Consider the following 22,849-nt stretch of genomic DNA (forward strand, 5'->3'; position numbering starts at 1 on the left):
GCCTTCGGGCGGGTTCTCTTTAGGTCAGGCAAGACGCATGACCCAGGCATCGGTTTTACTATCGTAATGCTCACGGTAAAGGACAGAATGTTCGCCATCAAGTATTGCCGGGACGCTGGTGTCTGCATCCCATGCATCGAGCTGCATGCACAAATCCGGGTCGGATTTGCAGGGAATACTTAACGTTCGATCGCCTTGTGCTTCGCCGCGCAGTTCTGCGTCGTCGATCTCAAAAGCGCCAATACGCACGCTGGTTTTCGTCATAGTGCTCTCCGGGTCGGTTGTCAAAATCTGGTATGACCAGTATGGGCATCCATTTTTGATCGTAGACAAGGAGAGCAAAATCGCCAGTAAAAAAATGCGCTTTTTTCAGGCGGTGCGATCGTTACCGGTAAACAGTCGGCCATCCCGGACCAGTTCGCGTGGATAGCTGTTTTTAAGCCTTGAACCGACCTTTTTGGCCAGCCCCAGCGGGAATCCCTGATAGGTCACCACCACTTCATCTGCGGAAGGCGAGCTGTCAGGATAAACATCGCGGCCACGGTACCACTCTTCGGCTTCCTGGTGCGTCAGGGCAAAGGTATTCTCGTGTCCGGCAAGCGCGATGACCGCCTCGTGCTGCCAGCGATAGCCTTTATTATGCACCTCCGCAAGGCGGATCCCGATTCGGGAAAAACGCACTTTGCCAATCAGTGTCTCGATATTCGCCGGGAAAAGCCACACCTCTTTGTCGCGCTGCCAGAGATGCATGCTCTCATCCCACTGCAACCCGACCTTGCTGGCTGCGGCTTCAAGCTGCGCGACGTCGCGGCCTTTAAGCGGCGCAAACGGGAAGTTGCCGACCTTGAATTTGGGGGCGGGCAGGGGAGCAACCGCCTGCGTTTTACGCAGGCGCGCCACAAAGAACCCTTCGCAGTCGTAAATCTGCGGGAACACGTGGAGGAAACCTTCCGGCGTGACCGCCTCCTGTGCCGAGGAAAACAGATCGTTAAGCGGCAGGAACTCGACCGCATCCGGGTATTGCGCTTTCAGCCACAGGCAGACGTCTTCGTTTTCATCGCGGTTTAAGGTGCACGTTGAATAGACCAGCGTGCCGCCGGGGTGCAGGGCGTGGAACGCGCTGTCGATCAGCTCGCGCTGCGTGGCGGCGATCTCAAGATTGCTCTCCACGGACCAGTTCTTTAACGCATCGGGATCTTTACGCACTACCCCTTCACCGGAGCAGGGGGCGTCCAGCAGGATGGCATCAAACATTTCCGGCAGGGCGGCGCCAAAGACGCGACCGTCGAAGTGCGTAAGAGCGACATTATGAATACCGCAGCGGCTGATATTGGCATGCAACACCTTCACGCGGCTGGCGGAAAATTCGTTGGCGAGGATTGCTCCGCGATTGCCCATGCGCGCGGCAATCTGCGTGGTTTTCGAACCGGGCGCGGCGGCGACATCCATCACGCGTTCAGGCGCGTTGCCGTCGGCGAACAGGGCGGCAACCGGTAGCATCGAGCTCGCTTCCTGAATATAAAACAGACCGCTCAGATGTTCTGCGGTACTTCCCAGCGGCACCGCGTCTTCGTCATCGCGGTCGATCCAGAATCCCTCTTCACACCACGGAACCGGCGTAAGTTGCCAGCCGTACGGAGAAACCAGCGCCAGAAAATCCTCGACGCTGATTTTCAGCGTATTAACGCGGATGCTCCGGCGTAACGGACGCTGACAGGCGGCGATAAAATCGTCCAGCGACAGATGAGAGGGAAGCGCCTCGCGCATCTGCGCCAGGAATTGATCGGGAAGAAATACGGAGTTTTGAGCCACGAGCACACCACAGGGAAAAGTTCAGGTGCGCAGTGTAACATAAAGGCTCCGGTGCGTTGACACCGGAGCCTGTCAGATTAACGCGGCAGGGCCGTTCCCCATTCGCGCCACTCTTTCGGTTCGCTTTCCAGCAGCAGGAAGTGTTTACCCGGCTGCGCTTTCGGGGCCAGCGGCGTTCCCGGCGGGGTGGCAAAGGCAATACCGCCGCGGATGAACTGGTTGAAGGTACCGGTTTTCACCACGCCACCCGTCAGGCCGAAGTCCAGCGAATAGCCGGATGCCAGCCAGAACACCGAGTTATTACGCACCAGATGCTGGTAACGCTCGCTGATGCGTAGCGCCACCATCACGCGGTCGGAGAGCGTGCCGAGCGTGAGGCCCGTTACCGTACCCACCTCAATGCCGCGGAACAGCACCGGCGTACCGATGCCAAGCGAGCCCGCTTCCGGCACTTCCACTACAATGCTCAGGCCGCCAAGGTAGCGCGAGTCGGTAATGGTAGCTTCCTGCAGCTCGAAATCACGACGGGCTTTGCCCTGGCCGGGCTCGACGTTGATGTAAGGCTGCAGAATGGTGTCGAGATGCTCAACGCCCGCGGCTGAAATTTGTGGGGTCACCACCGAGAAGCGGGAACCCGAGCGGGCGAAGGTCTGCACATATTCCGGATAAAGCACGGCGGTGGCCTGCACCTCGTTGCGCGAGGTGATGAGCGTCAGCTTCTGGATCTGCCCGATATCAATGCCCAGGTAGCGAATTGGCATGCCCTCCGCCAGCTTGCCGGCATCGAACGCATGCAGGGTAATCTGCCCACCCACGGCACGCGCGGCGGTTTCGGATGGGAAGAGAATTCGCTTATCGCCTTTACGCAGGTTCGCGCCCGCGCCGCTGAGGTTATCAAAGCTGATCGCCCCGCGCAGCGCACGCGAGAGCGGGGAGGCCTGCACGGTCAGTCCGTTGCCGTTAAGCTGCACCTTCGCGCCGCCCTCGGCCCAGAAGACGCTGTTTGGGGTCAGCAGCTTGCGGTACTCGGGCTTGATATGCAATTCGATATCAAACGCGTCCGCACGCGGGCGAACGGCGATCACCTCCCCAACCTCAAATTTGCGGTAGAGCACCACGGAGCCCGCCTGAACGTCAGGCAGCGTCTCGGCGCTTAAGGTCAGGGTCGTGGTTGGCATATCGCTCAGGCTGTTTTCAATCGCTTTGTCCAGGTTGGCGTACAGCGGGTAGCTGTCTCGAACGGCGCCTTTATTGCCCGGCAAAATGCGAATACCGCCGTTAACCCATTCGCTGGCGCTTGCGCCGAGGAACTCCACGCCGTCCAGACCCACCTTCACGTCGACGCGGCTGTTCACCACGAACTTACTGTCGCCATGGACGAGGTTGCTGTATTGCGGATCGATAGCTACCGAGAAGCTCACGCCATTTTCGGAGAGCGTTCGCTCCAGCACCTGACCCACCTGTACGCCGTGCAGAATCAGCGGCTGACCGGCCTCAATACCGTAACTTTCAGGCGCATTGAGCGTAACCGTCACGACGCCCGGTTTTTGCAGCAGCGCTTTATCCGCCGGGGCAATGACGAAGCTATTGCTGGGCTGACCTTCACCGGGGATCAGTTCAAAGGTATTTCCGGTCAGCAGCGTGCTGAGGCTGGCATCGTTCAGAGAGAGTTTAGGGCTGCGCATCTCGATGCGCGTTTTCTCGCGCAGGAGATCGACCACGCTCGGATCGACCGTCATTTCGCCCGTGACCGAGCCGCCCGGATTGAGCGTCATTTTGGTGAGCTGGCCGACCTGCAGTCCCTGGTACATCAGCGGCGTTGACCCCGCTTTCAGCCCTTTGGCATCAGGCAGAACGAGCTTAACGATCACGCCACGCTGGCTGTGCGCCAGATCCGGATATAAACCGAACGTGTCATCGGCCGTGGCAGGGCTTGAGTTTTCCGGGGAGTCAAAGGCAATGGCACCGTTAACCAGGGCGGCCAGACTTTCAAGCTTCACTTTTGCACCGCTCAGGCTGAGGTCGGCATCGACGCCGGAGACATTCCAGAAGCGGCTGCCTTTTTTCACCAGATTGGTGAAGCGACGCTCGATCAGCACATCAATGGTGACGCCCTGTTTATTCGGGTTGATGCTGTAATCATACACACGGCCAACCGGAATCTTGCGGAAGTAGACCAGCGAGCCGCTGTTCAGCGAGCCCAAATCCGGTGCCTGAAGATGGATCATCAGATCGCCGTTATTGAGGCGGTATTTCGGCTGTGTATCCAGCGCGACAAAGTGATCCTGCGGTTCACCCTTGCCCGGCATCATGCCGATGTAGTTGCCGCCAACCAGCGCATCCAGCCCGGACACGCCGGCCAGGGAGGCTTTCGGCGTCACCAGCCAGAACTGCGTTTCGCTGCGAAGAGCATCCTGCATGTCAGATTTAATACTGACCCGCACCTGAATCTTGTTAAGCCCTTTTCCAAGGGAGATGTCCTGAACCGTACCGACTTCGACCCCCTGAAAACGAACGGGGGTTCGTCCGGCGACGATGCCGTCGGCGGTCTGAAAATCAATGGTGACGGTACTGCCGCGATCTTCATAGCTCGTCCAGATAAGCCAGCCTGCAATCATCAGGGCGATGACGGGCAGCAACCAGAATGGCGAAATGCGGCGTTTAGTTTTAATTCTCGCTTCAGTCGGCGAAGCGGGGGTTTCCTGACTCATGTGCATCCCAAAGTAAGCGGCTATCCAGCCATTCCACAGCAAGAATAGTCAATATCACCGCAGAGCCGAAATAAAAAGCCGCGGGTCCCATAGTAAAAGCAAGAAGCTGGTCGCGATTGATCAGCGACATCATCAGCGAAATCACAAACAGATCCAGCATTGACCAGCGGCCAATCCAGGTGACGAATCGCAGAAGCAGAATACGGGTACGTAAACCTTGTTCACACTTAAAGTGAATGCTGACGAGCAGGGTAAACATCACCACCACTTTGGTAAAGGGAACCAGGATACTGGCAATAAAGACGATGGCCGCCACCCCAACGTTACTGTGTGCAAGGGAGATAATACCGGAGAGGATAGTATCTTCCTGACGGCCACCGTTCACGTAAATAATGGATATCGGCAGCATATTGGCCGGGAACAGAAACACCAGGGAGGCAATCAGCGCCGCCCAGCATTTTTGCAGGCTGTTGTTGCGTCGTAACCTCAACGGTATGTGGCAGCGCGGGCAGCGTCCACGCTTGTCGGGCAACCCGGTGTAATGGCATCCCAGACAGACGCGGAGGTTTTCATCCGGGCGGGTGGCAGGGCGCTGCGGGTAAAAACGCTCCCAAAGCTGCTCAACGTTCAGGTGGATCAGTGTCAGGATGCTGAGCAATACCAGGCAGATAAAGGCAAAAAGCCCGACGCCCGGCTGCAGAAAGGCATAGTCCTGCACCTTGATTGATGCCACGCCCACGCCCACCAGATAGATATCCAGCATGACCCACTCTTTAAGCTTTTCCAGCATCAGCAATACCGGACGCAGGTTCATTCCCAGGATGTTACCAAACCACAGGTAGGCAATGGCTGCAACCAGCACCAGCGGCGCGCCGACAACGCAGAACAGTACCATGGCGGCGGTGAGAGGATCGCCCTGGCTCGTCATCTGCCAGATACCCTGCAGCACGTTAGCGTCAATGCGCACACCAAGCAGGTAAAGCTTCAGAAGCGGTTCGGTCCAGGCGAAAGGCATCAGCAGCAGCATGGTAACGGCCATAGCGGCAAGGCGGGTTAACGACCAGTCGCGGCCGTCACGAATTTTAGCGTCGCAGCGGGGACAAAAGGCGCTTTGGTGCGATTTCATCTTCGGCAACATAAAAAGCGTATCGCACTGGGGGCAACGCTGATAATGTGCACGAGGCAAAGCGTCGCTTACCGTATGGACAGTTATCTTTTTTGTCGGCGTAATTTTGGTTGTTTTTAAGGCCATCAGCTGCGCGCAAATAAGTATTGTTGAACGTTATATTAACTCATGAACGGATTCATCTTGAGCATGAGCGCATTTATTGCTTATTTTAATAGGCTATGCGGTAATTTTGTAAGACAACTAAGTGATTGAATAATGAACAAAACAGAATTCTACGCGGATCTGAACCGCGATTTTAAGGCATTGATGGCAGGTGAAACCAGCTTCTTAGCCACTCTGGCAAATACTAGCGCATTGCTGTTCGAACGGCTATCCGATGTGAACTGGGCTGGCTTTTATCTCCTGGAAGGTGAAACGCTGGTGCTGGGTCCGTTTCAGGGCAAACTGGCCTGCGTGCGTATTCCGGTAGGGCGCGGCGTATGCGGTACCGCGGTGGCCGAGAATCAGGTTCAGCGCGTGGAAGATGTTCATGCCTTTGACGGTCATATCGCCTGTGATGCTGCCAGCAATTCAGAGATCGTTCTGCCGCTGGTGGTAAAAAATCAGATTATTGGCGTTCTGGATATCGACAGTACGGTCTTCAGTCGCTTTACAACCGAGGACGAACAGGGGCTGCGCGAGCTGGTGGCGAATCTGGAAAACGTCCTCGCTGCAACCGATTATCAAAAATTCTTTGCGAGCGTCGCAGGATAATCAACGGATAACGTAGCATTTACTGATAGCGTCATTATAATGACGCCTGTTCATGCCTGCGCTTGTTGGCAACGTCCGTTGTAATCAGGAAATTTCATGGAAAATCAACCTAAGTTGAATAGCAGTAAAGAAGTTATCGCATTTCTGGCCGAGCGTTTCCCGCAGTGCTTCAGCGCGGAAGGTGAAGCACGTCCCCTGAAAGTCGGTATTTTTCAGGATCTGGTAGCGCGTGTTGAAGGGGAAATGAACCTCAGCAAAACTCAGCTGCGTTCTGCCTTACGTCTTTATACTTCGAGCTGGCGTTACCTGTACGGTATCAAACCGGGCGCGACCCGCGTGGATCTGGACGGCAACCCTTGTGGCGAGCTGGACGAGCAGCACGTAGAACACGCGCGCAAGCAGCTGGAAGAAGCCAAAGCACGCGTTCAGGCACAACGTGCAGAACAGCAGGCGAAAAAACGCGAAGCCGCAGCGGCAAACGGCCAGGAAGAAGCGCCTCGTCGTGAGCGTAAACCACGTCCTGCGCCGCGTCGTCACGACAATAACGATCGCAAACCGCGTGCAGACAAACCAGCAGCGAAAGCCCCTCGTGCGCCTCGTGAAGAGCAGCGCCATACTCCGGTTTCTGACATTAACGCCCTGAGCGTGGGTCAGGCTCTGAAAGTAAAAGCGGGCAACAACGCAATGGACGCCACCGTACTGGAAATCACCAAAGATGGCGTTCGTGTACAGCTGACTTCTGGTATGTCAATGATTGTACGCGCAGAACACTTGTTGTTCTGAAACGGAGGCCAAGCCTGGCATGAACACTTTTTTTAAGCTCACCGCGCTGGCGGGCCTGTTTGCCATAACAGGTCACGCTTTCGCAGTGGACGATATCACGCGTGTTGATCAAATTCCGGTACTCAAGGAAGAGACGCAGCACGCGACGGTAAGCGAACGTGTAACCTCTCGCTTTACCCGCTCGCACTATCGTCAGTTCGATCTCGATCAGGCCTTTTCGGCCAAAATCTTTGACCGCTATCTGAACTTGCTGGATTACAGCCATAACGTTTTGCTCGCCAGCGATGTCGAGCAGTTCGCTAAGCGCAAATCCGAGGTGGGTGATGAGCTGCGGTCAGGCAAGCTGGATCTGTTCTACGATCTCTACAACCTGTCGCAAAAGCGCCGCTTTGAACGCTATCAGTACGCGCTGAAAGTGCTGGAACGTCCCATGGACTTCACCGGCAACGACACCTTTAATCTCGATCGCAGCAAAGCGCCCTGGCCGAAAGACGAAGCCGAGCTGAACGCGCTGTGGGATGGAAAGGTCAAATACGACGAGCTGAGCCTCAAGCTGACCGGCAAAGATGAAAAAGAGATCCGCGACACGCTGACGCGTCGTTACAAATTTGCCATTCGCCGTCTGGCGCAGACCAACAGTGAAGATGTTTTCTCGCTGGCGATGACCGCCTTTGCGCACGAAATCGATCCGCACACCAACTATCTCTCTCCACGCAATACCGAACAGTTCAATACTGAGATGAGCCTGTCTCTGGAAGGTATTGGCGCGGTACTGCAAATGGATGATGACTACACGGTGATCAACTCCATGGTCGCGGGCGGCCCGGCATCCAAAAGCAAAGCGATAAGCGTAGGCGATCGCATTGTGGGGGTAGGACAAACCGGTCAGAGCATGGTTGATGTCATTGGCTGGCGTCTGGACGATGTGGTTGCGCTGATCAAAGGTCCGAAAGGCAGCAAAGTTCGTCTGGAAATTCTGCCTGCCGGTAAAGGCACCAAAACCCGTATCGTGACCCTGACCCGCGAGCGTATCCGTCTGGAAGACCGCGCGGTGAAAATGTCGGTCAAAACCGTGGGTAAAGAGAAGGTGGGTGTCCTGGATATCCCTGGCTTCTACGTGGGGCTGACAGACGATGTAAAAGTTCAGCTGCAGAAACTTGAGAAGCAGAACGTGAGCAGCGTCATTATCGACCTGCGCACGAACGGTGGCGGTGCTCTGACCGAAGCGGTGTCGCTCTCAGGCCTATTTATCCCGTCTGGCCCGGTTGTACAGGTGCGTGATAACAACGGTAAAGTTCGTGAAGATGCTGATAACGACGGTGTGGTCTATTACAAAGGCCCGCTGGTGGTCCTGGTTGACCGCTTTAGCGCGTCCGCATCTGAAATCTTTGCCGCTGCAATGCAGGACTATGGCCGCGCGCTAATCGTGGGTGAGCCCACCTTCGGCAAAGGTACTGTTCAGCAGTATCGCTCGCTGAATCGTATTTACGATCAGATGCTGCGTCCGGAATGGCCTGCGCTGGGCTCCGTTCAGTACACCATTCAGAAGTTCTACCGCGTTAACGGCGGCAGTACGCAGCGTAAAGGCGTAACGCCGGATATCATGATGCCGACCGGCACGGAAGAGACCGAAACCGGCGAGAAGTTTGAAGATAACGCGTTGCCGTGGGACAGCATCAATGCTGCGACATTCGTGAAGGCGGGTGATATGACGCAGTTTGGCCCTGAGCTGCTGAAAGCGCATAATGAACGCATCGCGAAAGACCCGGAATTCCAGTACATCATGAAGGACATTGCGCGTTTCAATGCCCTGAAAGATAAGCGGAATATTGTTTCTCTGAACTACACTCAGCGTGAAAAGGAGAACAACGAGGACGACGCAACGCGTCTGGCGCGTATCAACGATCGCTTCAAGCGAGAAGGTAAGCCTCTGCTCAAGAAACTGGACGATCTGCCAAAAGATTACCAGGAGCCGGATCCGTACCTGGACGAGACGGTGCATATCGCGCTCGACCTGGCGAATCTGGAAAAAGAGAAGCCTGCCGTACAGCCCGCTCCGGCAAAATAATCTCCCAACAGGCACAAGAAATTGTGCCTGTTTCTTTTTGTTCTGCATCCTTCCGTCAGGCTGATTTCCAATTGTGTAAAGTTGTGTCTTTCTGGTGACTTACGCCCACCGGATGCTTGAAAATAGCCGTAATACCCATACGATGTGGGTAATCGCATAGTGCGTTTTGTTAAACTGAGGTTAAAAGAAAATTATGATGCGAATCGCGCTCTTCCTGCTCACCAACCTGGCGGTGATGGTGGTTTTCGGGCTAGTGCTAAGCCTGACGGGAATTCAGTCGAGCAGCGTTCAGGGTCTGTTGATTATGGCGCTGCTGTTTGGTTTTGGTGGCTCTTTCATTTCCCTGCTGATGTCAAAGTGGATGGCGCTGAAATCCGTAGGCGGTGAGGTGATTGAACAGCCGCGTAACGATATGGAACAGTGGCTGATGAATACGGTGGCACAGCAGTCTAAGCAGGCAGGCATTGCGATGCCGCAGGTTGCTATTTACCATGCCCCGGATATCAACGCGTTTGCTACGGGTGCCCGTCGTGATGCGTCGCTGGTCGCCGTGAGCACCGGGTTGTTGCAGAACATGAGCCGTGACGAAGCCGAAGCGGTTATCGCGCACGAAATCAGCCATATCGCCAACGGTGACATGGTGACCATGACCCTGATTCAGGGCGTGGTGAACACCTTCGTTATCTTCATCTCCCGTATCCTGGCGCAGATTGCGGCTGGCTTCATGGGCGGCAACCGTGATGAAGGTGAAGAGAGCAACGGTAATCCGCTGATCTACTTTGCCGTATCGATGGTGCTGGAACTGGTGTTCGGTATTCTGGCCAGCATTATCACCATGTGGTTCTCCCGTCACCGTGAGTTCCATGCGGATGCCGGTTCAGCGAAGCTGGTAGGGCGTGAAAAGATGATAGCTGCTCTGCAGCGTCTGAAAACCAGCTACGAGCCGCAGGAAGCGAACAGCATGATGGCATTCTGCATCAACGGCAAATCAAAGTCGCTGAGCGAGCTGTTTATGTCTCACCCGCCGCTGGATAAACGTATTGAAGCGCTGCGCAGTGGAGAATACCTGAAGTAACGCTAAGCGCTTAAATAAGCCGGGCAGGAGAAGACTCCGCCCGGCTTTTTTTATGCCTGAACGCCGGGTTGGGTCACGCGCAACCCGCTGACGATGGCTGCAAGGGTGGCAAGCGCACCTGCGGTGAGAAGCGCAACGTGGTTGCCGTTTTGCCCGGCAAGGTTAAACATCAGGGCAACCAGCGCCGCACCTGTACTTTGCCCCAGCAGACGCGCGGTCCCCAGCATGCCGCTGGCCCCTCCGCTGCGGTGGCGCGGCGCAGAGGTAATAATGGTGTGGTTGTTGGGGGACTGAAACAGGCCAAACCCGGCTCCGCACAGGATCATGCGCCAGATGATGTCCAGATCCCCTGGCGATGATGGAAGCAGCGCCAGCGCGAAAAGACCTGTTGCCATCACGGCCAGCCCCACCGCGCCCAACAAACCGGCATGTACACGTTCTATTAAATAACCTGCCAGGGGTGCCATCACCATCGTCGCCAGCGGCCAGGGGGTTAACAGCAGCCCGGTCTCCACTTCGGAACGTCCTATCACGCTTTGCAGGAAGAAGGGCAGAGAAACCAGAGCCAGCATCTGGGCGCAGAAGGAGCAGACAGAGGTGCAGATGGAAAGCGAAAAGAGGGGAATACGCAGCAGATCGACCGGCAGTAAGGGCACCGGCAGGGAAAGCTGGCGGCGAACAAAGAAGAAGCCCGTCACCAGCAGGGCAACAAGCTCCACGGCGGTTAGCATCAGGGATTGACCCTGCGCAAAACCGCTCAGGGCGGTAATCAGCAGACCAAAGGTGAGCGCATTCATCACCGCGCTTGCTACGTCAAAGCGCGGCATGGTGCTTTTCGGGCCGTTAGCGGGGAGAAATCGCAGGGCAAAGAAGATGGCCACGATACCCAGCGGCACGTTTATGGCGAACAGCCACTGCCACGAGGCGACAGAAAGAATGGCCGCTGCAATCGTTGGCCCGGCGGCAGAAGAGACCGCGACAATAAACGAATTTATCCCCATGCCGCGGCCCAGATGGCGGTGCGGATAGATTAAGCGGATTAGCGCCGTATTGACGCTCATCAGCGCCGCGCCGCCAAAACCTTGCGCGATGCGCGCCAGCGTCAGCGTATGCAGAGAGTCCGAAAGGGCGCACAGCAGTGATGTAAAGGTAAATACCACCAGCCCGCACTGATATACCCGACGGTAGCCGAACATATCGCCCAGAAAAGAGAAGGAGAGCAGGGAAACCACAATCGCAATCTGATAGGCGTTAACAATCCATATCGAACTGGCCGGGGAAGCATGCAGATCGGTGGCAATGGTGGGAAGGGCAACGTTCGCAATCGCGCCGTCAAGAACGGCCATTGAGATACCAATAATAATCGTAGCGATAGCGCCATACCGCTGGGGCAAAGGCAGGCCATCGGAAAGGTTCTTTTCCATCGGGGATAAATAGCTCAGAGTGAAATTATTCTCAGGGTAACTATTTTAACATCGTTAACACCGTTTTATGTCGCAGATTTGTAACGAAGTAAACGCGGATTGATTGCAGGTAACATGACGGGAATTTATAATAAAAACCGGTTCTGATTTTTATAAAACACTCTCTATGAGGTGGTAAATGGCAATTGCGGATTTGGATAAACAGCCAGATTCAGTTTCTTCCGTGCTGAAAGTGTTTGGCATCTTACAGGCGCTCGGGGAAGAGCGTGAAATTGGTATCACAGAGTTGTCACAGCGCGTGATGATGTCGAAAAGCACCGTTTACCGCTTTTTGCAAACCATGAAATCACTGGGTTACGTTGCACAGGAAGGCGAATCTGAAAAATATTCTCTGACGCTGAAACTGTTTGAACTGGGTGCCCGGGCATTGCAAAACGTGGATCTGATCCGCAGCGCGGATATTCAGATGCGCGAGATCTCCCGCCTGACCAAAGAGACTATCCACCTGGGCGCGCTGGATGAAGACAGTATTGTTTACATCCATAAAATTGACTCCATGTATAACCTGCGTATGTATTCGCGCATTGGTCGTCGCAACCCGCTTTACAGCACGGCAATCGGTAAGGTTCTGCTGGCGTGGCGCGATCGTGAAGAAGTTAAACAGATCCTCGATGGCGTGGAGTACAAACGCAGCACTGAACGCACCATTACTAACACCGATGAGTTATTAATGGTGCTCGACAAGGTGCGTGAGCAAGGGTACGGCGAAGATAACGAAGAGCAGGAAGAAGGGCTGCGCTGTATTGGCGTTCCGGTGTTTGACCGTTTTGGCGTCGTGATCGCGGGGTTGAGCATCTCTTTCCCAACGCTTCGCTTCTCGGAAGAGCGCCTGCACGAGTACGTGGCTATTCTGCATACCGCCGCGCGTAAGATTTCTGAACAGATGGGTTACCACGACTATCCGTTCTAACCCCGGTTAGCATAAAAAACGCCGCATTTTTGCGGCGTTTTTTATTCGTCGTTAACGCTGTGGCTCAGCCATTATCAATCACGACGGAGGTCTTACGCAGTACCGGGCAGTTGGTTAACCCAATGATCCCGCTATCCGAATGGAGATACTGCGCCGTGCTGACTCCCTGTGCTGTTAAATACTTACATTGAATGCCTAACCCTGCGGCGTTTTCGGTGCTTCCCATCAGCACGCCATAACCCGTTAAAAGAAGGCCAATCCAGAGTATCGCCAGTGCAACAATTGTACGAATAATTAAGCGCATTATTACCTCTTTATCATTGTTATCATGATGCTAGCCTAACCGGTTTACGTAATGAAACAAGTGCAGGATTCTGAAAAGAGCCTGATGGCGCTACAGTTAGTCCTTGTTTAAGATAACCGTGATAACCTGGTCATATCAGGTCTGTAAACGGAGTGTGGAGTGAAAAAAATACGCTGGGTGATTCTGATTATCGTGCTGATAGCGTGCGTGGTATTGTGGACGCAGACTATCAACGTGATGTGCGATCAGGATGTACAGTTTTTTAGCGGCGTTTGCGCAATCAATAAGTTTATTCCGTGGTAGCACGCATTTTTTCTTCAGGTGATTTCCTTCCTTCGCGCCAGTGGTAAAATAGACGTTTTTATTGAGGTGGTGAAATGGGTGAGTTACTGAATTCAGGGCTGCTAAATATGGCATCCCTGACGATCTCTTTGGTTGTTCTGCTGGTGGGGCTGGTCATTTGGTTTTTCGTAAACCGTGCCAGTTCACGTACCAATGAGCAGATCGAACTGCTGGAAGCGCTGCTTGAGCAGCAAAAACGGCAGAATGTACTGTTGCGTCGTCTGTGCGAGGCTAACGAGCCGGAAGAGAAAGAATCACAAAAAGAAGCGGTCGCTGACGAGAACAACGATCAAGACGATTTTATCCGCCTGGTGGCTGAGCGTTAATCGTATTATTCCGGGAGGTGGCAGTGGTCTGGAAAAATCCCTGGTATGACCCCTCCCTGAAACATCACACCCCAAACGGTTTTCGTAATACCACTTCTGCAGGACACCAGCCTGGCGACCTTGACCGCTGGCGCAAAGAACGCAAAGCAGCTGGCTTACCGAAGCCGCCCGCGCTCGGCTACGATGACTTTATCCGGCGGTGGTGGCAACCGGCCGATCTTCAGCAGCCGCAGCAGGATGGGGCGTGGTGGCTCGGACATGCGAGCATACTGCTGCAGCTGGACGGCAATATCCTTCTTACCGATCCCGTTTTTTCAAGGCGCGCTTCGCCACTTCCTTTCTTAGGGCCGCAGCGTAGAACGCCTCCGGCACTCTCTGTCGATCAACTGCACCAGCTTGACGCGGTCGTTATCTCGCATAACCATTACGATCATCTTGATGAACTCACTGTTCGCCACATTCTCAAACGCTTTCCGGACGTTAGCGTGTTTGTTCCTTTAGGCCTGGGCGGCTGGTTTCGCCGCCGGGGCGCAAAACAAGTGGTTGAGCTCGACTGGTGGCAGAGTTTTACCTGGCAGGGGATAACATTATCCGCCGTACCGGCGCAGCACTGGAGTATGCGCACGCTCTGGAACCGCAATCGCTCATTGTGGTGCGGCTGGGTCTTTGAAGGGCGGCATCACCGGTTCTGGTTTAGTGGCGATACCGGCTATTCGCCTGAGCTGCTGATGATACCGGAACGTTTGGGGAAAATTGATGCTGCAGCATTGCCCGTTGGCGCCTATGCTCCACGATGGTTTATGGCCGTACACCATATGGATCCCCAGTCTGCCGTTGCGCTGTGGCAACAGTTAGGTTGCCCGCTGGCGTTCCCTGTTCACTGGGGCGTGTTTGAGCTGGCGGATGAAGCGCTGGATGACCCCATAAAAGAATTAACTGATGCGCTGGATAATGTAGCACCAGTTAATAATACTTTCAGGATACTGAAAGTTGGCGAGTATTTACCCTTATAAACGAAGCGATAAATTGTTGCGTATATTGTGTATGTATTCGTCGTCAGGAAAATTTTAATTTTATCGAAACGTTTTGCTTGCCTTGTTTTGATGCAGAGTCATAAAAATTTCATTATTTTGGTGCATAACACTGCTAATTACCTGATGGATTTTAATACAGAAGGGTGCGGATTATTAACATCGTTTTTGGCTGAAACAATACGGTCACGTTACAATGATTTAAGCATAAGTTTTCACAATTTGTTCTAACTCAATCAACGCCAAAGATTTCTTTTCCCGACTGCTGGACGCATTGTAATGATTGAGCTATGTTAAAAAAGTCTTAGATTACAGCGGTTGTGCAAGCAGCGTTGAGTCTGTGTAAGGGAGTATAGCCGTCTGTTTGAGAAGCGCATAATTGTGCAATTCCTTACAGACAGTGTTCGAATTTGTGCGGCGGATCGAGACATGTTTAAAAATGGCTTGCCATATTAAACATAGTGTGTGATAACACGTTTTGGGTCAAACGAGGTACAGTTCTGTTTATGTGTGGCATTTTCAGTAAAGAAGTCCTGAGTAAACACGTTGTCGTTGAATACCGCTTCTCTGCCGAACCTTATATTAGTGCCTCATGCAGTAATGTCTCAGTTTTATCTCAGTTAATGCCTGCGGGCTAAGAAAACACTCTAAGGAATTTTGCAAAATGGCAAAGATTAAAGGTCAAGTTAAGTGGTTCAACGAGTCTAAAGGTTTTGGTTTCATTACTCCTGCTGATGGCAGCAAAGACGTGTTCGTACACTTCTCTGCAATCCAGGGTAACGGCTTCAAAACTCTGGCCGAAGGCCAGAACGTTGAGTTCGAAATTCAGGACGGCCAGAAAGGCCCAGCTGCAGTTAACGTAACTGCTATCTGATCGAACCGCTGCTGACTGGGGCGCATAGCGCTTCACTCTCAGACATAAAGCCTCGCATCATGCGGGGCTTTTTTATTCCCTATCTTTCAAAATATTACTATCTACGGTCTTGTTAGCACCTTGTTGCAAAGCTGCGAGGTTAGTATCACAGTTTCGCCTCCCTAAGCGCATCTTTTCTCGTTAAATCAGAGCGTTGTTTAACAGCCCTGGGGTTCAGGTGAAGAAAAAATTGATATTAACCGCTGGCAATTTCACGCCGGCGCGTTTCGCGCTGCTCTGTTTCGCTATTTTCTGCAGTCTGGCCTTTTTACTTGGCCGCGTTGCCTGGCTACAAATCATCAAACCTGACAATCTGGTGAAGCAAGAAGATATGCGATCCCTCCGTCAGCTGGCGATTGATGCGCCGCGTGGGATGATTATGGATCGTGAAGGCCGACCGCTGGCGGTCAGCGTGCCCGTCCGGGCCGTATGGGCCGATCCAAAAACGGTGCTGGCAAAAGGGGGCGTTGGGTTTGATGAACGCTGGCAGGCGCTGGCGAGCGCGCTGCACCTCTCGTTGAGCACCCTTTCATCACGGATTAACGCCAACCCCCAGGGACGCTTCATCTACCTGGCGCGTCAGGTCGATCCTGCTCAGGCGAAGTGGATTGATAAGCTCAATTTACCCGGCATTAATTTGCGCGATGAATCCCGCCGCTTTTACCCGGCAGGCCACGTGGCGGCGAACCTGATTGGCTTCACCAATATTGACGGGCAGGGCATTGAAGGGGTGGAGAAAAGCTTCAACACTCAGCTGACCGGTAAAGCGGGTGTCCGACAGGTCCGGGAGGATCGCTACGGGCGCGTGGTTGAAAACCTGACGGAAGTGGCGCCCACGCCGGCACATAACATCCAGTTGAGTATTGACGAGCGGCTGCAAACCATTACCGAAGACGCGCTGGACAATGCCGTCGCCTGGAATAAGGCCGAGTCAGGGGCATCGGTGCTCATTAATATCCCCACCGGGGAAATACTCGCCATGGCGAGCTATCCGGATTTCAATCCCAATAATCGGGAAGGCGCGACGATAAACGATTTTCGCAACCGGGCAATCAGCGATACGTTCGAGCCCGGTTCGACCGTTAAGCCGCTGGTGTTGATGACGGCTCTGCAGCAGGGGCTGGTCCAGCCGGACAGTGTCATTGATACCCACCCGTATACCCTTGACGGGCATCGTATCCGCGACGTGGGTTATTATCCTGAGCTGACCATGACCGGGATCCTGCAAAAATCGAGCGACACCGGCGTATCCCGGCTCTCGCTGGCGATGCCTGTCCAGCATCTTATTGATACCTATCGAAACTTTGGGTTTGGCACCAACACGGGGCTGGGGTTAACGGGCGAAAGCGCCGGGCTGTTGCCACAGCGTAAATACTGGAGTCAGCTGGACCGCGCGACTTTTGCCTTTGGCTACGGCCTGATGGTCACACCGCTCCAGCTTGCCCACGTCTACGCGACGATTGGCGGCTTCGGGCTTGAGCGTCCACTCTCCATCACCCGCATCGATCCCCCGGTTATCGGCCACCGCGTCATGCCGGAGGAGATCGCGCATGAAGTGGAGCACATGATGGAAAGCGTCGCGCTGCCCGGCGGCGGGGGCGTTAAGGCCGCCGTTCGCGATTATCGCGTGGCGGTTAAGACCGGGACGGCGAAGAAAATTGATGATAGCGGCAAATATGTCGATAAATACGTCGCCTATACCGCAGGCGTTGCGCCTGCCAGCGACCCGCGTTTCGCCCTGGTGGTGGTGATTAACGATCCACAAAACGGGGCCTACTATGGCGGGGCGGTTTCCGCGCCGGTCTTCAGCGAAATCATGGGCAACGTGCTGCGCCTGGAGAATATCAAACCCGATGGCCTGCCGGCCGGTTCAGACCACCTTATCGTCATGCGGTAATCCAGCCATTTTATAGCAGGGCGAATAGCGGTACACTTCGCCCTTTGGTTTATCTCCCGGAGTTTCCATGTCCTTCAGCTGTCCCCTTTGCCACGCGTCACTGACGCGCTCAGATAAAAGTTATGCCTGTCCGCAGGGACATCAGTTTGATATGGCGAAAGAAGGATATGTGAATCTTCTTCCGGTGCAGCACAAGCGCTCCCGCGATCCGGGCGATAGCGCAGAGATGATGCAGGCGCGCAGGGCGTTTCTCGATGCCGGGCACTATCTGCCGCTGCGGGAGACGGTGGCGCAGATGCTGGGTGACTTACTGCCTGATTCGGCGTCCGCCATGCTTGATATCGGCTGCGGGGAAGGGTACTACACCGCACGGTTTGCGGATGTGGTGCGGGAGAAGGGGGCCGTGACATTCGGTCTCGACGTGTCGAAAGTGGCGATCCGCGCGGCGGCTAAACGTTACGCTGGCGTGACGTTTTGCGTGGCATCCAGCCACCGGCTGCCGTTTGATAATGCCAGTATGGATGCCGTTATCCGCATCTACGCGCCGTGTAAAGCAGATGAGCTGGCGCGCGTGGTGAAGCCCGGAGGCTGGGTGATAACCGTCACGCCGGGCCCGCGTCACCTGATGGAGCTGAAGGGACTCATTTACGACGAGGTGCGTCTGCATGCCCCACACTCTGAACAGCTGAAAGGCTTTACGCTGAAGCAGGAGCATTCAGTGGCGTATGAAATGAATTTGAACGGGGAAGAAGCGGTAGCCCTGCTGCAGATGACGCCATTCGCGTGGCGGGCAAAGCCGGAAGTATGGGATGCGTTAGCGGCTCGGACGACGTTTGGCTGCCAGACAGATTTCAGTATCCACGTCTGGCAGCGCGACGCTTAAGGCGCGAAGTGTGCCCAGAGGATCTGGGCACCAATGCCGATCAGCACGATACCGCCTAAGATCTCGGCGCGTTTACCCAGCAGCGGGCCGATAAACCGCCCGACCATCATGCCCAGCGTGGACATAATCAGCGTTGCACAGCCAATGGCCAGCGCGGTGGCGATAATATTGACCTGCAGGAATGCCAGACCCACCCCGACGGCCATGGCGTCCAGGCTGGTGGCAATTGCCGTGGTGACCAGCAGCCAGAAACCGTGGCGGTGCAGCGGTGCTTCATCTTCATCATCATTCCCGCGAAAACCTTCAATCATCATTCGGCCTCCGAGAAACACCAGCAGGACGAACGCAATCCAGTGGTTCCACTCCAGCACGAACTGGCTGGCGAGCATGCCCAAACCCCAGCCGATGAGCGGCGTCAGCGTTTCGATGGCACCAAAGATCAGACCGGTGCGCAGAGCTTCTGTGAATTTAGGTTTGTGGAGCGTGGCGCCTTTGCCGATGGAGGCGGCAAATGCATCCATGGACATGCCAAAAGCGAGAAGGATCGTAGCGGAGATGTTCATAAGAGCGTCCAGACCGGGGATATCCATATGACACATCACTGCCCCCAGTAAACAGCAGTTGATGTATCTATGGTCTCGCCTGATCTCTTTTGCACGGTAAGCGTGCTGAAAGCGATCCGTACGCGCCACGTTTTTCAACGAGTATGTTGACGCGTACATTTCCTGCGTGCAGGAAATCGGCTACTCCCCAACGACGGGCGCAACCTTAACATATTTTGAGAATATAAAACAACAACGAGCAAGGCTTAATTTACCTGCGTCTTTGATAACGATTTTCATTTAGGTTTATGCGTGAAAATATCGTTAATAAATATAAGTCTAAGAGGAGAGAAGATATAGCAACGGCTATATTCTTTGCGAAAGAATATTACAATATATAGCCGAGGTTATAATATTAACTTATTGAGTTTTAACGAGTAATGTGTAGATTTTCTCAAGGTCATCAATATTTTTGACCCGAATGAGCAGGCGGCGCTGTTCTAATTGCATCACTAACACGCCGTCTTCGGATAAATTCATCTCTTTAATGCGGTTATATTCTATCCATACGTTGGCGAAGAAGAATCCCTGTTTTTTAAAAATGAGTTTCGGCGAGCGGATCCAGAACAGGTAAATCGCCATTAATGCCAGCGCACATAATAACCATGTGGTTAATATTGCACCGTGGCTGGTCACGTTATTGTAAATCAGAATGACCACCAGGCCGGCGAAGATAAATGCATCAATGCGTCCACGGCGTAAGAGGGGAAGGGTCAGCAGCGTCTCGCCGTTACGGCGAGGCATAATGAACTCGTCATAGATCGCGTAAGCCAGAAGGGCAACAATAAACAACACCAGTACGATGTCCGTAACAGTCATTCATCCTCCAGATAAAAAGACCGGGGGCAAGCCCCCGGTCGAAAACGCAATGTTTTACAGGCCCAGCAGGCCGACAGCGTAGCCCGCGATACCGATGACGAAGAAGCCAACGATGATCCACAGCGGGTTCACTTTCTTACGCAGCAGCCACATACAGGCGAAGGTCAACAGCAGCGGCACCAGGCCAGGCATCAGCTGGTCGAGGATGGTCTGCACGGTGGTGACGCGGGTTTGACCATCCTGACCGGTGATGGTCGAAACCACCAGCGGGATGTTCACGTGCGTCCACTTGTTAACCAGCGCTCCCATCACAAACAGGCCGAGAATAGACGCCCCCTCGGTCAGTTTCTGCAGGAAGCCGCCGCCCATATCCTTAACGATGTCCACGCCCTTACGGTAGCCGTAGGCCACGCCGTAGTAACGGGTCAGCAGACGTACCGCGTTGAACAGGATAAAGAACAGCAGAGGACCGAGCAGGCTGCCGCTCATCGCGATCCCGGCACCCAACGCCGCGAAGACCGGACGAACAGTACCCCAGAAGATAGGGTCGCCCACGCCAGCCAGCGGACCCATCAGACCGACTTTGATACCGTTGATGGCACCATCGTCAATCTCCGCGCCGTTCGCACGCTGCTCTTCCATCGCCAGCGTCACGCCCAGAACCGGAGCCGCGACGTAAGGATGGGTGTTGAAGAATTCCAGGTGACGCTTAATCGCCTGACGGCGTGCTTCGTTGTTCTCAGGGTAGAGGCGTTTTATCGCCGGCACCATTGAGAAGCAGAAGCCCAGCGCCTGCATACGTTCGAAGTTCCATGAACCCTGAAACAGGTTAGAACGGATGAACACGCCACGAATATCACCCGGAGTGAGTTTTTTCTCGGTGGTAATTTTTGTCATATCAACCATTTCGCTCACCTGTTAGTCCAGTTCGTTATCGAGATCGTTGTTACCAGCAGCCTGCGCTGGGGCACCCGCAACACGGTTGTATTTCGGGCTGAGCTGGATGTAGAGAATCGCCATCACGGCACCAATTACGCCCAGCGCAACCAGGTTGAAGTTGGTGAATGCTGCGGTGACGAAGCCGAGGTAAAAGAACGGCATCAGGTAGCCCGCGCGCATCATGTTGATGACCATCGCGTAACCTACCACGACGATCATACCGCCCGCGATGTTCAGACCGCTGGTGACCACTTCAGGAATCGCGTTCAGCATGCCCTGAACTTCACTGGTGCCGACAGAGATCGCAACGATAACCGCCGGGATTGCGATACGCATCGCCTGCAGGAACAGGGACGACACGTGGATCCAGGAGAGTGCCGTGAGGTTGCCGTTCTCGGCCGCCTTATCCGCCGCGTGCTGGAAGGCCACGGTGATGGTACGAACGATGATGGTCAGCACCTGGCCTGCTGCGGCCAGAGGAATGGCAAGGGCAATACCTGCACCAATACTCTGATGACCGGCAATAACCAGAACGGTTGAGATGATAGAGGCCAGTGCGGCATCAGGCGCAACGGCGGCACCGATGTTCATCCAGCCCAGGGCAATCATTTCCAGCGTACCACCGATGATGATACCGGTTTTCATATCACCCAGAACGGCACCGATCAGCGTACAGGCCACCAGAGGGCGGTGGAACTGAAATTCATCAAGTACGGATTCCATACCCGCAATACACGCGACGATGAACACCAGCACAATCTGAAGAGTGGTAATCTCCATTGTACTTCTCCTATAACATAAGCTTTATGTGAAAAACCGGCGCGGGCTTATTTCCCAACTTTACCGATCAAATCCATCATTTTCAGTTTCTGGTCAGTGGAAACCTTACGGGCTTCCAGCTCAATACCGCGGGCATTCAGCTTGTTGAACGCCTCGATATCTTTCGCATCAACTGAAATCGCGTTGTTGACCTGCGTTTTGCCCTGACGGAAAGCCATACCGCCGATGTTCACGGAGGTGATTTTCACGCCGCCTTCAACAATGCGCTCGACGTCTGTCGGGTTAGTAAACAGGAGCATCACGCGTTCACCCGCATATTTCGGGTTGTTGTAAACGCGGATCATCTTGGCGACATCCACCACGTGCGCGGTAACGCCCGGTGGTGCAACCTGAGTCAGAAGGGTTTTACGGACAGTGTCGGCGGCCACTTCGTCACTGACCACGATGATACGCTGTACGTTGGTCTCTTTGGTCCAGCGAGTCGCAACCTGTCCGTGAATCAGACGGTCATCAATACGCGCCAGGCCGATAACCATGTAATCGTTCGGTCCCATCGGTTTTGCCGGTGCTGCTGCTTTCGGTGCCGCCGCAGCCGGGGCAGGGGCGGTTTTTTCAACCGGCTGAGCCTTCAGGGCTTTCACCCCTTCGCGGCCGGTTTCAACGGCCAGCGCGACCAGCTCATCGAAGCCTGGGTTGTCGTCGCGCGCCATAAAGGTTTCCACCAGCATGGGAATGTTTACCCCGGCGACGACTTCATAATGCTCTTTATCGACGACAATGCGGCTGGCAGCATTAAACGGACTGCCGCCCCATGTATCGACGAGAAACAGCACGCCTTTGCTGGTATCCAGCTTCGCGAGTTGAGCGTTGTACTTCTCAATCAGCGTCTCGGCATTTTCACCGGGAACGAAATCGATCCAGCCGACGTTTTCCTGCTCGCCCAACAGCATCTCTGCCGTTTTGAGTAGCTGCTCAGCAGCCCAACCATGTGTGCCTATGACAATAGCAATGGTCACTTGCTACCTCCTTTTATTATCATTAATACGCCTGCCGGGCAGACGTACTGAGAATCGTATTGGCGAACCGAATCGATTCAGATAAGGGTTAGAGTTCAAAAAACTAAGACTTCCGCGAATTATTTTAGATAGTGAAAAAATAATTTATGTGATGAAGATCCGTAATTTAGCCACGCGTTACAGAATTATCTGTAGCGTACAGCCGCTGTGTTACAGAACTTTGCAAAGGAACGTAAATCTTTGCTAAAAACACAGTCTCTCTGATATGTTTA

General features: G+C 54.1%; 22 protein-coding genes, 1 pseudogene and 1 riboswitch. Of the genes and pseudogenes, 12 read left to right on the top strand and 11 right to left on the bottom strand.

Annotated features, from left to right (window positions below):
• Positions 1–24 precede the first annotated feature (24 nt).
• The 4 genes from ACTJI7_RS12120 to yebS form a co-directional block, all read right to left on the bottom strand.
• Entirely contained in the window at positions 25–264 is a 240-nt protein-coding gene (locus tag ACTJI7_RS12120) for a YebV family protein (protein ID WP_008500472.1), read from the bottom strand.
• A gap of 105 nt (positions 265–369) precedes the next feature.
• A complete protein-coding gene (gene rsmF / locus ACTJI7_RS12125; protein ID WP_440670319.1) occupies positions 370–1,818 on the bottom strand; it encodes a 16S rRNA (cytosine(1407)-C(5))-methyltransferase RsmF in 1,449 nt (482 codons plus the stop codon).
• Positions 1,819–1,889: 71 nt separating this feature from the next.
• On the bottom strand, positions 1,890–4,523 hold the full coding sequence (locus tag ACTJI7_RS12130; RefSeq protein ID WP_045260305.1) for a PqiB family protein: 2,634 nt from the start codon (positions 4,521–4,523) through the stop codon (positions 1,890–1,892).
• Complete coding sequence (gene yebS / locus ACTJI7_RS12135; RefSeq protein WP_041909475.1) at positions 4,492–5,775, bottom strand: membrane integrity lipid transport subunit YebS; 1,284 nt, start codon at positions 5,773–5,775, stop codon at positions 4,492–4,494. Before yebS ends, ACTJI7_RS12130 begins: the two co-directional genes overlap by 32 nt.
• Positions 5,776–5,907: 132 nt before the next feature.
• Here yebS and ACTJI7_RS12140 point away from each other — a divergent pair, with 132 nt between their 5' ends.
• From ACTJI7_RS12140 to htpX, 4 genes are all read left to right on the top strand, one after another.
• The gene (locus ACTJI7_RS12140; protein WP_008500476.1) at positions 5,908–6,405 is read left to right on the top strand and encodes a GAF domain-containing protein; all 498 of its coding nucleotides are present in this window, start codon (positions 5,908–5,910) and stop codon (positions 6,403–6,405) included.
• Between the two features lie 96 nt (positions 6,406–6,501).
• Positions 6,502–7,188: an RNA chaperone ProQ gene (proQ, locus tag ACTJI7_RS12145; protein WP_028013543.1), complete on the top strand. Its 687-nt coding sequence runs from the start codon at positions 6,502–6,504 to the stop codon at positions 7,186–7,188.
• A gap of 19 nt (positions 7,189–7,207) precedes the next feature.
• Entirely contained in the window at positions 7,208–9,256 is a 2,049-nt protein-coding gene (prc, locus tag ACTJI7_RS12150; RefSeq protein WP_063155627.1) for a carboxy terminal-processing peptidase, read from the top strand.
• A gap of 193 nt (positions 9,257–9,449) precedes the next feature.
• Entirely contained in the window at positions 9,450–10,331 is an 882-nt protein-coding gene (htpX, locus tag ACTJI7_RS12155) for a protease HtpX (RefSeq protein WP_010432647.1), read from the top strand.
• Between the two features lie 50 nt (positions 10,332–10,381).
• On the opposite strand, the gene ACTJI7_RS12160 is transcribed toward htpX, so the two are convergent.
• Positions 10,382–11,755 (bottom strand): MFS transporter, encoded by a 1,374-nt coding sequence (locus ACTJI7_RS12160; protein WP_041909476.1) that lies wholly within the window; start codon positions 11,753–11,755, stop codon positions 10,382–10,384.
• Positions 11,756–11,933: 178 nt separating this feature from the next.
• Here ACTJI7_RS12160 and kdgR point away from each other — a divergent pair, with 178 nt between their 5' ends.
• Positions 11,934–12,725 carry a DNA-binding transcriptional regulator KdgR gene (gene kdgR, locus ACTJI7_RS12165; protein ID WP_192978710.1) on the top strand — a complete coding sequence of 264 codons (792 nt, stop codon included), beginning with the start codon at positions 11,934–11,936 and terminating at the stop codon, positions 12,723–12,725.
• 64 nt (positions 12,726–12,789) lie between these two features.
• Here the strand turns inward: kdgR and ACTJI7_RS12170 are convergent, their stop codons facing one another.
• Positions 12,790–13,029 carry a YobH family protein gene (locus tag ACTJI7_RS12170; protein ID WP_100170092.1) on the bottom strand — a complete coding sequence of 80 codons (240 nt, stop codon included), beginning with the start codon at positions 13,027–13,029 and terminating at the stop codon, positions 12,790–12,792.
• A 159-nt stretch (positions 13,030–13,188) separates the two neighbouring features.
• On the opposite strand from ACTJI7_RS12170, the gene mgrB reads away from it, so the two are divergent.
• From mgrB to rlmA, 7 genes and pseudogenes are all read left to right on the top strand, one after another.
• The gene (gene mgrB / locus ACTJI7_RS12175) at positions 13,189–13,332 is read left to right on the top strand and encodes a PhoP/PhoQ regulator MgrB (protein WP_006175995.1); all 144 of its coding nucleotides are present in this window, start codon (positions 13,189–13,191) and stop codon (positions 13,330–13,332) included.
• Between the two features lie 74 nt (positions 13,333–13,406).
• The gene (locus ACTJI7_RS12180; protein WP_192978712.1) at positions 13,407–13,697 is read left to right on the top strand and encodes a YebO family protein; all 291 of its coding nucleotides are present in this window, start codon (positions 13,407–13,409) and stop codon (positions 13,695–13,697) included.
• A gap of 23 nt (positions 13,698–13,720) precedes the next feature.
• The gene (locus ACTJI7_RS12185) at positions 13,721–14,710 is read left to right on the top strand and encodes an MBL fold metallo-hydrolase (RefSeq protein WP_072201652.1); all 990 of its coding nucleotides are present in this window, start codon (positions 13,721–13,723) and stop codon (positions 14,708–14,710) included.
• 524 nt (positions 14,711–15,234) lie between these two features.
• Positions 15,235–15,379: pseudogene (locus tag ACTJI7_RS12190) on the top strand (DUF2627 domain-containing protein).
• A 13-nt stretch (positions 15,380–15,392) separates the two neighbouring features.
• Positions 15,393–15,602 (top strand): transcription antiterminator/RNA stability regulator CspE, encoded by a 210-nt coding sequence (gene cspE / locus ACTJI7_RS12195; protein ID WP_001062678.1) that lies wholly within the window; start codon positions 15,393–15,395, stop codon positions 15,600–15,602.
• A 217-nt stretch (positions 15,603–15,819) separates the two neighbouring features.
• Positions 15,820–17,538, top strand: a complete 1,719-nt coding sequence (gene ftsI, locus ACTJI7_RS12200; protein ID WP_028013537.1) for a peptidoglycan glycosyltransferase FtsI — start codon at positions 15,820–15,822, stop codon at positions 17,536–17,538.
• A 67-nt stretch (positions 17,539–17,605) separates the two neighbouring features.
• A complete protein-coding gene (gene rlmA / locus ACTJI7_RS12205; protein ID WP_126345749.1) occupies positions 17,606–18,421 on the top strand; it encodes a 23S rRNA (guanine(745)-N(1))-methyltransferase in 816 nt (271 codons plus the stop codon).
• Here the strand turns inward: rlmA and mntP are convergent.
• The 5 genes from mntP to manX form a co-directional block, all read right to left on the bottom strand.
• Complete coding sequence (gene mntP / locus ACTJI7_RS12210; RefSeq protein WP_041911997.1) at positions 18,418–18,984, bottom strand: manganese efflux pump MntP; 567 nt, start codon at positions 18,982–18,984, stop codon at positions 18,418–18,420. The two genes, rlmA and mntP, sit on opposite strands and share 4 nt — an antisense overlap.
• 1 nt (position 18,985) lies before the next feature.
• A riboswitch (yybP-ykoY riboswitch) is annotated at positions 18,986–19,185 on the bottom strand.
• 198 nt (positions 19,186–19,383) lie between these two features.
• Complete coding sequence (locus ACTJI7_RS12215) at positions 19,384–19,842, bottom strand: DUF986 family protein (RefSeq protein WP_047367801.1); 459 nt, start codon at positions 19,840–19,842, stop codon at positions 19,384–19,386.
• Positions 19,843–19,896: 54 nt separating this feature from the next.
• Positions 19,897–20,748 (bottom strand): PTS mannose transporter subunit IID, encoded by an 852-nt coding sequence (locus ACTJI7_RS12220; RefSeq protein ID WP_440670314.1) that lies wholly within the window; start codon positions 20,746–20,748, stop codon positions 19,897–19,899.
• Between the two features lie 12 nt (positions 20,749–20,760).
• Positions 20,761–21,561, bottom strand: a complete 801-nt coding sequence (gene manY / locus ACTJI7_RS12225) for a PTS mannose transporter subunit IIC (protein ID WP_003859914.1) — start codon at positions 21,559–21,561, stop codon at positions 20,761–20,763.
• 47 nt (positions 21,562–21,608) lie between these two features.
• The gene (gene manX / locus ACTJI7_RS12230) at positions 21,609–22,577 is read right to left on the bottom strand and encodes a PTS mannose transporter subunit IIAB (protein WP_440670312.1); all 969 of its coding nucleotides are present in this window, start codon (positions 22,575–22,577) and stop codon (positions 21,609–21,611) included.
• Positions 22,578–22,849 lie beyond the last annotated feature (272 nt).

The organism is Enterobacter sp. 22499, from assembly GCF_052044815.1.
GTDB classification, from domain to species: domain Bacteria; phylum Pseudomonadota; class Gammaproteobacteria; order Enterobacterales; family Enterobacteriaceae; genus Enterobacter; species Enterobacter bugandensis.

Excerpts from the sequence above, each read along its gene's own strand:
- ACTJI7_RS12120 (WP_008500472.1), bottom strand. The coding sequence starts at position 264 with ATGACGAAAACCAGCGTGCGTATTGGCGCTTTTGAGATCGACGACGCA.
- ACTJI7_RS12130 (WP_045260305.1), bottom strand. The coding sequence starts at position 4,523 with ATGAGTCAGGAAACCCCCGCTTCGCCGACTGAAGCGAGAATTAAAACT.
- yebS (WP_041909475.1), bottom strand. The coding sequence starts at position 5,775 with ATGGCCTTAAAAACAACCAAAATTACGCCGACAAAAAAGATAACTGTC.
- ACTJI7_RS12140 (WP_008500476.1), top strand. The coding sequence starts at position 5,908 with ATGAACAAAACAGAATTCTACGCGGATCTGAACCGCGATTTTAAGGCA.
- proQ (WP_028013543.1), top strand. The coding sequence starts at position 6,502 with ATGGAAAATCAACCTAAGTTGAATAGCAGTAAAGAAGTTATCGCATTT.
- prc (WP_063155627.1), top strand. The coding sequence starts at position 7,208 with ATGAACACTTTTTTTAAGCTCACCGCGCTGGCGGGCCTGTTTGCCATA.
- htpX (WP_010432647.1), top strand. The coding sequence starts at position 9,450 with ATGATGCGAATCGCGCTCTTCCTGCTCACCAACCTGGCGGTGATGGTG.
- ACTJI7_RS12160 (WP_041909476.1), bottom strand. The coding sequence starts at position 11,755 with ATGGAAAAGAACCTTTCCGATGGCCTGCCTTTGCCCCAGCGGTATGGC.
- kdgR (WP_192978710.1), top strand. The coding sequence starts at position 11,934 with ATGGCAATTGCGGATTTGGATAAACAGCCAGATTCAGTTTCTTCCGTG.
- ACTJI7_RS12170 (WP_100170092.1), bottom strand. The coding sequence starts at position 13,029 with ATGCGCTTAATTATTCGTACAATTGTTGCACTGGCGATACTCTGGATT.
- ACTJI7_RS12180 (WP_192978712.1), top strand. The coding sequence starts at position 13,407 with ATGGGTGAGTTACTGAATTCAGGGCTGCTAAATATGGCATCCCTGACG.
- cspE (WP_001062678.1), top strand. The coding sequence starts at position 15,393 with ATGGCAAAGATTAAAGGTCAAGTTAAGTGGTTCAACGAGTCTAAAGGT.
- rlmA (WP_126345749.1), top strand. The coding sequence starts at position 17,606 with ATGTCCTTCAGCTGTCCCCTTTGCCACGCGTCACTGACGCGCTCAGAT.
- mntP (WP_041911997.1), bottom strand. The coding sequence starts at position 18,984 with ATGAACATCTCCGCTACGATCCTTCTCGCTTTTGGCATGTCCATGGAT.
- ACTJI7_RS12215 (WP_047367801.1), bottom strand. The coding sequence starts at position 19,842 with ATGACTGTTACGGACATCGTACTGGTGTTGTTTATTGTTGCCCTTCTG.
- ACTJI7_RS12220 (WP_440670314.1), bottom strand. The coding sequence starts at position 20,748 with ATGGTTGATATGACAAAAATTACCACCGAGAAAAAACTCACTCCGGGT.
- manY (WP_003859914.1), bottom strand. The coding sequence starts at position 21,561 with ATGGAGATTACCACTCTTCAGATTGTGCTGGTGTTCATCGTCGCGTGT.